This window comes from Roseomonas sp. 18066 (assembly GCF_902706185.1).
Classification (GTDB): Bacteria; Pseudomonadota; Alphaproteobacteria; order Acetobacterales; family Acetobacteraceae; genus Pseudoroseomonas.
Genome location: NZ_CACSJM010000212.1, coordinates 1 through 8,280, shown reverse-complemented (window position 1 = coordinate 8,280; position 8,280 = coordinate 1). Strand labels below are relative to the sequence as shown.

Genomic DNA, 8,280 nt, shown 5'->3' with positions numbered 1-8,280 from the left:
GTTCCCGCAGGCTCAGGCTGTCGAGCTGGCCGGGGGCCGGGCGATGGTCGGGGGCGGTGACGAAGGGGGCGACCTTCTTCAGCGGCACCCGCAGCACGGCGAGCTCCGACAGCCGCACCGGGCCCTCGGCGCGGGCGGCGAGGATGCGGTCGACATTGCGGGCGCCGAGGCCGGGGACACGCAGCAGCATCTCGCGTGGGGCGCGGTTGAGGTCGAGCGGGAACAGCCCGCGATGCTTCAGCGCCCAGGCCAGCTTGGGGTCGATGTCGAGGGCCAGCATGCCGGCCTCGCCGCCGGTCATGATCTCCTCGGTGCCGAAGCCGTAGAAGCGCAGCAGCCAGTCGGCCTGGTAGAGGCGGTGCTCGCGCAGCAAGGGCGGCGCCGCGGGGGGCAGCAGGGACGAGGCCGCCGGGATCGGCGAGTACGCAGAATAATAGACCCGCCGCATCCGGTAGCGGCCGTAGAGCGCGGCGCCGGTGGTCAGGATGCGGCGGTCGTCGCTGTCATCGGCGCCGACGATCATCTGGGTCGATTGCCCGGCCGGGGCGAAGCGCGGCGGCGTCGCGCGGCGGGCGGTGCGCTTCGCGTCCTTGGCCTCCTCGATGCGGGAGGCAAGGCCCGCCATGGCGCCGCGGATGGCGGGCAGGTTCTTCTCGGGCGCCAGGCGCTGCAGGCTGGCATCCTGCGGCAGCTCGACATTGATCGACAGGCGGTCGGCCCAGAGGCCGGCCTCGGCCAGCAGGCCAGGGGCGGCGTCGGGGATGGTCTTCAGGTGGATATAGCCGCGGAAGCCATGCTCCTCGCGCAGGGTGCGGGCGACGCGGTTCATCTGCTCCATGGTGTAGTCGGGCGAGCGGATGATGCCGGAGCTGAGGAACAGCCCCTCGATGTAGTTGCGGCGGTAGAAGGCGAGCGTCAGCCGGACCAGCTCGTCCACGGTGAAGCGCGCGCGCGGCACGTTCGAGCTGGCGCGGTTGATGCAGTAGACGCAGTCGAAATGGCAGGCATTGGTCAGCAGCACCTTCAGCAGCGAGATGCAGCGGCCATCCGGCGCATAGGCGTGGCAGATGCCCATCCCCTCGGTGCTGCCAAGGCCGCCCTTGCGCGAATCCCGCTTCTCGGTGCCCGAGGACGCGCAGGAGGCATCGTATTTGGCGGCATCCGCCAGCAAGGCGAGCTTGGCGCGGAGTTCCATGGCACAGGCGATCCGAAAGCGATCGTTCTATTTTTGTTCTTTAACGCCTTCGATGCAAGCGTGGCGGTTCAGGCTTTCAGCGCAGCAGCACTGTCAGCGCAGCAGCACCGGCAGCATCGCATCCAGCCGAAGCCGGCCTTCCCAGGTGGCGGCCAGGCGGCCATCCTCGGTCCAGCGCAGATAATCCTCGTCCAGGCAGGCGGCGAGCATGGCGGGGTCGACCGCCTCGGCGAGCGTCAGGCCGGTGCGGGCCTCGATGCGGGCGGGGTCGACGCCTTCGGACAGGCGCAGGCCCATCAGCATCGCCTCCCGCGCGCGGTCGGTGGCGGACAGGGTCTCGGTGTGGGTGATGGCATGGCCCTCGGCCTCGACACGGGCCAGCCATTCCTCGGGGCCGCGGTGGCGGCGGGAGGCGACCAGGCCCTCGCGCAGCAGCAGCCGCTGATGCGCGCCGGCGCCGATGCCGAGATAGTCGCCATAGCGCCAATAGGCCAGGTTGTGCCGGCTCTCGGCCCCCGGCTTGGCGTAGTTGGAGACCTCGTAGGGGGCCAGGCCGAAGCGCGCCGCCTCCTCGCCGGTGGCGAAGTACAGCGCCGCCGCCTCGTCGCCCTCCGGCAAAGCGAAGGCGCCGCGGGCATGTTCCGTGGCAAAGCGCGTGCCCGGCTCGATGGTCAGCTGGTAGAGGGAAAGATGGTCGGCGGCCAGCGCCAGGGCCTGGCGCAGCTCGGCGCGCCATTCGGCCTCCTGCTGGTCCGGCCGGGCATAGATCAGGTCGAAGGACAGGCGCGGGAACAGCGACCGCGCCGCCTCCAGCGCCGCGATCGCCTGGCTGGCATCGTGCTTGCGCCCGAGGAAGCCCAGCGCCTGGTTGTTCAGCGCCTGCACGCCCAGGCTGGCGCGGTTCACCCCGGCGTCGCGGAGCTCCGCCAGCTTGGCGATCTCGACGCTGGTCGGGTTGGCCTCCAGCGTGATCTCGATGTCGGGCGTCGCGTCGAAGAAGCGGCGGGCATCGGCGATGATCGCGGCCACGGCCTCGGTCGGCATCAGGCTGGGGGTGCCGCCGCCGAAGAAGATCGAGGCGAGCTTGCGCCGTTCCTGCCCCTGCTGCGCCAGGCGGGCGGCCTCATAGGCCAGCTCGCGGCGCAGCGCCTCGCCATAGCGCATCCCGTCGACCCGCTCGCGGACATGGCTGTTGAAGTCGCAATAGGGGCATTTGGCCGCGCAGAAGGGCCAATGGACATAGAGGGCCAAAGGCTCGGCGGGGGCGGGGGGCGACAGGAGATCGGCGGCGGCGGGCATGGCCGGCATATGGCGCGCCCGGCCCGCCCAAGTCGAGCGCCGCAAGGCAGCCCCGCGCCGCGCCACCCCGTCGCGGCCGGGTCCGCCGCCACGAAACCATCACGCGATTTGCCCGCGGGCCCGCGCGGTTTGCCTTGACCCGGCGGGGCGGCATCCCCGACGATGACGTCACATGATGCGCTCAGGATCGCCGGCTCTTTCCGCGGTCTCGGGGGGCTTGTCCGCTTGACCCGCGGCCACGTCGCCCGCACATCCGCCCGCGATGCCACCCCGAGCCGGGGTGGCCCGGGCCGGCCTGTGCCCCCGGCCTCCGCTGTTCCGGACCCAAGCGCGCCATGACCCCTGCCCCCTCGCCCGAGACCGCCATCGACACCACCGCGCCGCTGGACGGCAGCACGCCCCGCAAGCGGCTGTTCATCCGCACCTGGGGCTGCCAGATGAACGTCTATGACAGCGGCCGCATGGCCGATGTCCTGGCCCCCCTCGGCTATGGCCCGGCCGAGACGCCGGAGGAGGCCGACATGGTCATCCTCAACACCTGCCATATCCGCGAGAAGGCGTCGGAGAAGGTCTTCTCCGACCTCGGCCGGCTGCGGGTGATGAAGGAGGCCCGCGCCGAGGCCGGGCAGAAGATGGTGCTGGCCGTCGCCGGCTGCGTCGCCCAGGCCGAGGGCAAGGAAATCACCACCCGCGCGCCCTGGGTCGACATCGTGCTGGGGCCCCAGACCTATCACCGCCTGCCGGAGATGGTGGCCCGCGCGGCGCGGGCCGCCGGCGCCCAGATCGACACCGACTTCCCGGTGGAGCAGAAATTCGACCTGCTGCCGCAGCCGCGCGCCGACCAGGGCCCGACCGCCTTCCTGACCATCCAGGAAGGCTGCGACAAGTTTTGTTCATTCTGCGTGGTGCCCTACACGCGCGGCGCCGAGTTCTCGCGGCCGGTCGCCGCCATCGTCGCCGAGGCCAGGCGGCTGGTGGCCGGCGGCGCGCGCGAGATCTCGCTGCTCGGCCAGAACGTCAATGCCTGGCATGGCGAGGGCCCGGGCGGCGCCACCTGGACCCTGTCCCGCCTGCTCTACGAGCTCGCCGAGATCGAGGGGCTGGCGCGGCTGCGCTACACCACCAGCCACCCGCGCGACATGGATGACGACCTCATCCAGGCACACGGAAGAATCCCGCAGCTGATGCCCTTCCTGCATCTCCCGGTGCAGAGCGGCTCGGACAAGATCCTGGCGGCGATGAATCGCGGCCATCAGGCGGATCTGTTCTTCCGCATCACCGACCAGCTGCGGGAGGTGCGGCCGGACATGGCCTTCACCTCCGACTTCATCGTGGGCCACCCCGGCGAGAAGGCCGAGGACCATGCCGCCACCATGGCGCTGGTCGAGAAGGTCGGCTTCGCCCTGTCCTATTCCTTCAAATATTCCGCCCGCCCCGGGACGCCGGCCGCCGGCCAGCCCTTCCAGGTGGCCGAGGCCGAGAAGGACGCGCGCCTGCAGGAATTGCAGGCCCTGCTGCGGCAGCAGCAGGACGCCTTCAACCTCAGCTGCGTCGGGCTGGAATGCGACATCCTCTTCACCGGCACCGGGCGCCACCCGGGGCAGATGGCCGGGCGCAGCCCCTGGCTGCAGCCGGTGCATGCGCTGGGCAACGCCGATCTGGTCGGCCGCGTCGCCCGGGTGAAAATCGCCGCCGCCATGCCCAATTCCCTTTCCGCCACCTTGTTGGATGCGAAGGAGCTCACCCCCGCTTGAGCAACCCAGGCAGCACCGCGCTCCGCGCCGATTCCCGCGGCCCGACCCGCCCGGTCGGGGCCGACACCGTCTCGGCCGCCCGGACGGTGACCCTGCAATTCGACGATAACGGCCTGCTGCCGATCCTGTTCGGCGAGCATGACCGGCACCTGGCGCGGATCGAGCAGGCGCTGGAGGTGCGGCTGTCGAGCCGTGGCAACCGCCTGTCGATCACCGGATCGGGCAGCGCGGCCGAGGTGGCGGAAGTGGCGCTGCGGCGCCTGTGGCGGCAGGTAGAACGGGGAGAGGTCATCGGCATGTCCGACGTCGAAGCAGCCTTGCGCCTGGCCGATGGGCCGGCCTCCCCAGTGCCCTCACCGGCGCCGCGCCCGGCCGGCGCCGCCGCCAGCCAGGAGGGGCGGGAGCCGCGGCTGCCGCTGGCCGACCTGCCGGCGATCCGCACCCGCAAGGGCGCCATCGGCCCGCGCAGCCACGCCCAGGCCGCCTATATGGAGCAGCTGGTCCGGCACGACATGGTCTTCGGCATCGGCCCGGCCGGCACCGGCAAGACCTACCTCGCCGTGGCCCAGGGCGTCGCCCTGCTGCTGGCCGGGCGGGTCGACCGCATCGTGCTGTCGCGCCCCGCGGTCGAGGCCGGCGAGCGGCTGGGCTTCCTGCCCGGCGACATGAAGGAGAAGGTCGACCCCTATCTCCGCCCGCTCTACGACGCGCTGAACGACATGATGCCGGCCGACCAGGTGCAGCGCCGCATCGTCTCCGGCGAGATCGAGATCGCCCCGCTGGCCTTCATGCGCGGCCGGACGCTCGCCCATTGCTACGCCATCCTGGACGAGGCGCAGAACACCACCCCGGCCCAGATCAAGATGTTCCTGACCCGGATGGGCGAGGGCTCGCACATGGTGGTCACCGGCGACCCGACCCAGGTGGACCTGCCCTCCGGGCAGAAATCCGGCCTGGTGGAGGCGCTGTCGATCCTGGAGGGCGTGCCCGGCATCGCCGTGTCGCGCTTCGCTGAACAGGATGTGGTGCGGCATCCGCTGGTGGCGCGGATCGTCGCCGCGTATAACCGCGCCGACGAATCGGCCCGCCATGGCGGCCAGGGCCAGGCCGGCCAGCCCTCCCCGCGCTTCCAGCCGGGGCTGGGCGGACGGCGCCGCGAGGGGAACGGTCCCCCGCGGCAGGAAGGAGAGTGATGGAACCGGGAAGTCGTACGCCCGCCCACGGTGACGTGGACGGGCAACCCACGCCGGAGATTGTCGTCGTCATCGACGACCCGGCATGGCGGGCGGCAGTGCCGCGCGCCGAAGAGCTGGCGCGCCGCGCCGCCGCCGCCGCCTGGGCGGAAATGGCCAGCGACGGCTTCAGCCTGGAGGCCGCGCCACCCGGCGCGCCGCAGGGCGCCATGACCATCCTGCTGACCGACGACCGTGCCGTGAAGCGCCTGAACGGCGAGCATCGCGGCAAGGTCAAGCCGACCAACGTGCTGTCCTTCCCCGGCGAGGGCTTCGGCCACCTGGGTGACATCGCCCTCGCCCTCGGCGTGGTGCGGCGGGAAGCGCGCGGGGCGCAGCGCCGGGTCGCGGCCCACCTGGCCCATCTGGTGGCGCATGGCACGCTGCATCTGGGCGGCCACGACCACCTGCAGGCCGGCGAGGCCCGCCGCATGGAGCGCGCCGAGGCGCGGATCATGCGAAGGCTCGCCATGCCCAACCCCTGGCGAGGCGTGCTGTGAGCGACAGCCAGTCCCGCGAGGGCATCCTGTGGCGGCTGCAGGGCTTGCTGCGCCGCAAATCGGCCGAGAGCGTGCGCGACCAGGTGGAAGCGCTCGTCGAAGGCCGCGAGCACAACGACCACCACGAGCATGCCGGCCCGCCCCGGCCGGAGCTGGACGCGCAGGAGCGCGCCCTGCTGACCAACGTGCTGAAGCTGCGCGGCAAGACCGCCAGCGACGTGATGGTGCCGCGCGCCGACATCGTCGCCATGCCGGAGGACCTCACCCTCGACCAGGCCATCCGCCTGATCCAGCGTGAGGGCCACAGCCGCTTCCCGATCTACCGGGCGCAGCTGGACGACATGGTGGGCATGGTCCACATCAAGGACGTCTTCGCCAGCGTCGGCCGCGAGGCGCCCTTCAGCATAGCCGCCGTGCTGCGCAAGCCGCTGTTCGTGGTGCCCTCGGTGCCCGTGCTCGACCTGCTGCTGCAGATGCGGCAGGCGCGGATGCACCTGGCGCTGGTGGTCGACGAATACGGCGGCATCGACGGGCTGGTGACCATCGAGGACCTGGTGGAAACCATCACCGGCGACATCTCGGACGAGCATGACGAGGTGGCGGCCCCGCAGCTGGTCGAGCGCACCGACGGGCTGATCGACCTCGACGCCCGCACGCCGATCGAGTTCTTCGAGGCCAAGCTCGGCGCCGTGCTGACCGAGGACGAGCGGGAACAGGATATCGACACCGTGGGCGGGCTGGTCTTCACCCTGGCCGGGCGCGTGCCGGCCAAGGGCGAGCTGGTCTCCCACGCCTCGGGCCTGGAGTTCCGCGTGCTGGAGGCCGATCCGCGCCGGATCCGGCGACTGCGGGTCCGGCGGCCGGGCGTCAACGCGGCGAAGGCCGCGGCGGAGTAAGCGAAGACAAGGCAAGGCCAGGGGAATGAATTCCCCTGGACCCCTTCTTTTTTCTGTCTGTTGGCCTTGGCGACGCAGGCGAAACGGCCCGGCCCAAGCGCGGCCTTTCCGCACATGATGGTTTTATAAAATCTGCGTCCCGCCGCGCCGCCCTGGTGCCGCCCGGCATGGGGCGCTGGTCCGGCCACGGCCGTTGATCAGAAAAAAGAAGGGGTCGAGGGGAATTCATTCCCCTCGCCTTCCCCTCTGTTTCTTCCTGCAATTTGCCCCTGCCTTCGCTTGGGAGGATACTCGCGGTCCTCCCGATAAGGCTGGCTGTCCCTTTGTTTTCCAAGCTTTCCGCCCTGACGGGCCGACCTGCCTTGCTGGCTGCCTTTGGCCTCGGGGTGATCGCGGCCCTGGCTTTGCCGCCGCTTTACGCCGTGCCGGCGCTGCTGGTGGCGGTCCCTGGGCTGCTGGCCCTGCTGGGCGGGGCCGCCAGCTGGAGGCGGGCCGGCTGGATCGGCTTCGCCTTCGGCTGGGGCCATCACATGGCCGGGCTCTACTGGATCAGCCATGCCTTGCTGACCGATCCCTGGCGCTGGGGCTGGCTGGTGCCCATCGCGGTGCCGGGGCTGGCGCTGCCGCTGGCGGTCTATGTCGCGCTGGCCGCCATCATCGCCTGGCGGGCGGCGCCGGGCTGGCCGCGCTGGCTGGCGCTGGCCGGCGCCTGGACCCTGCTGGAATGGGCGCGCGGCCTGATCCTGACCGGCTTCCCCTGGAACGCGCTGGGCACCGTCTGGGCCTTCGACGCGCTGCCGCTGCAGGGCGCCGCCTATGTCGGCGTCTATGGGCTGAGCTTCGTCACCCTGCTGGTGGCAGGGACGCCTTATCTCGGGCGGCGGGCGATCGCCGGCGGGGCGGCCGGGCTGGCGGTGCTGGGGGCGCTCGGCTTCGCCCGGCTGGCGCAGCCGCTGCCGGAGGCACCCGGCGTCGACGTGCTGCTGGTCCAGGGCAATGTCGAGCAGGAGGCCAAGTGGCGCGAGGACCAGCGCTGGCCGATCTTCCGCCGCTACCTGGAGCTGACGCGGCAGGGCGTGGCCCAGCGCGGGCCCTCCGACCGCCCGCTGGCGGTGATCTGGCCGGAGACCGCCAGCCCCTTCCTGCTGCCGCAGGACGACGCTGCGCGCGGCTATGTGGCGCAGGTGCTGCCGGCGCAGGGCATGCTGCTGGGCGGCTCGGTGCGGGTCGACTGGACGCCGGAGGGCAAGGTCGACCACCTCTACAACAGCCTGTCGGTGATCGACGCCCAGGGGCAGCTGCGCGGCGTCTACGACAAGGCGCATCTGGTGCCCTTCGGCGAATACATGCCGCTGAGCGGGCTGATCCCGATTCGCCTGGTGCAGGGGGCGGGGGATTTCGCGG

Annotated in this window: 7 protein-coding genes; 5 read left to right on the top strand and 2 right to left on the bottom strand. The window is 71.4% G+C overall.

Features of this window, described 5'->3' with window-relative positions; genetic code table 11:
• Both GVN67_RS26785 and hemW read right to left on the bottom strand, forming a co-directional pair.
• A partial coding sequence (locus tag GVN67_RS26785; protein WP_160000371.1) for a putative DNA modification/repair radical SAM protein occupies positions 1 to 1,195 on the bottom strand: 1,195 nt, incomplete at its 3' end.
• 93 nt (positions 1,196 to 1,288) lie between these two features.
• A complete protein-coding gene (gene hemW, locus GVN67_RS26780) occupies positions 1,289 to 2,503 on the bottom strand; it encodes a radical SAM family heme chaperone HemW (protein WP_408906365.1) in 1,215 nt (404 codons plus the stop codon).
• Between the two features lie 326 nt (positions 2,504 to 2,829).
• Here hemW and miaB point away from each other — a divergent pair, with 326 nt between their 5' ends.
• From miaB to lnt, 5 genes are all read left to right on the top strand, one after another.
• Positions 2,830 to 4,248 (top strand): tRNA (N6-isopentenyl adenosine(37)-C2)-methylthiotransferase MiaB, encoded by a 1,419-nt coding sequence (gene miaB, locus GVN67_RS26775; RefSeq protein ID WP_160000370.1) that lies wholly within the window; start codon positions 2,830 to 2,832, stop codon positions 4,246 to 4,248.
• Positions 4,245 to 5,441, top strand: coding sequence for a PhoH family protein (locus GVN67_RS26770; RefSeq protein ID WP_160000369.1), 1,197 nt, complete (start codon positions 4,245 to 4,247; stop codon positions 5,439 to 5,441). Before miaB ends, GVN67_RS26770 begins: the two co-directional genes overlap by 4 nt.
• A 35-nt stretch (positions 5,442 to 5,476) precedes the next feature.
• Positions 5,477 to 5,980, top strand: coding sequence for an rRNA maturation RNase YbeY (ybeY, locus tag GVN67_RS26765; protein ID WP_408906364.1), 504 nt, complete (start codon positions 5,477 to 5,479; stop codon positions 5,978 to 5,980).
• Positions 5,977 to 6,876, top strand: a complete 900-nt coding sequence (locus GVN67_RS26760) for a hemolysin family protein (protein ID WP_235035541.1) — start codon at positions 5,977 to 5,979, stop codon at positions 6,874 to 6,876. Before ybeY ends, GVN67_RS26760 begins: the two co-directional genes overlap by 4 nt.
• A 362-nt stretch (positions 6,877 to 7,238) precedes the next feature.
• A partial coding sequence (gene lnt / locus GVN67_RS26755) for an apolipoprotein N-acyltransferase (protein WP_235035539.1) occupies positions 7,239 to 8,280 on the top strand: 1,042 nt, incomplete at its 3' end.

Excerpts from the sequence above, each read along its gene's own strand:
- hemW (WP_408906365.1), bottom strand. The coding sequence starts at position 2,503 with ATGCCGGCCATGCCCGCCGCCGCCGATCTCCTGTCGCCCCCCGCCCCC.
- miaB (WP_160000370.1), top strand. The coding sequence starts at position 2,830 with ATGACCCCTGCCCCCTCGCCCGAGACCGCCATCGACACCACCGCGCCG.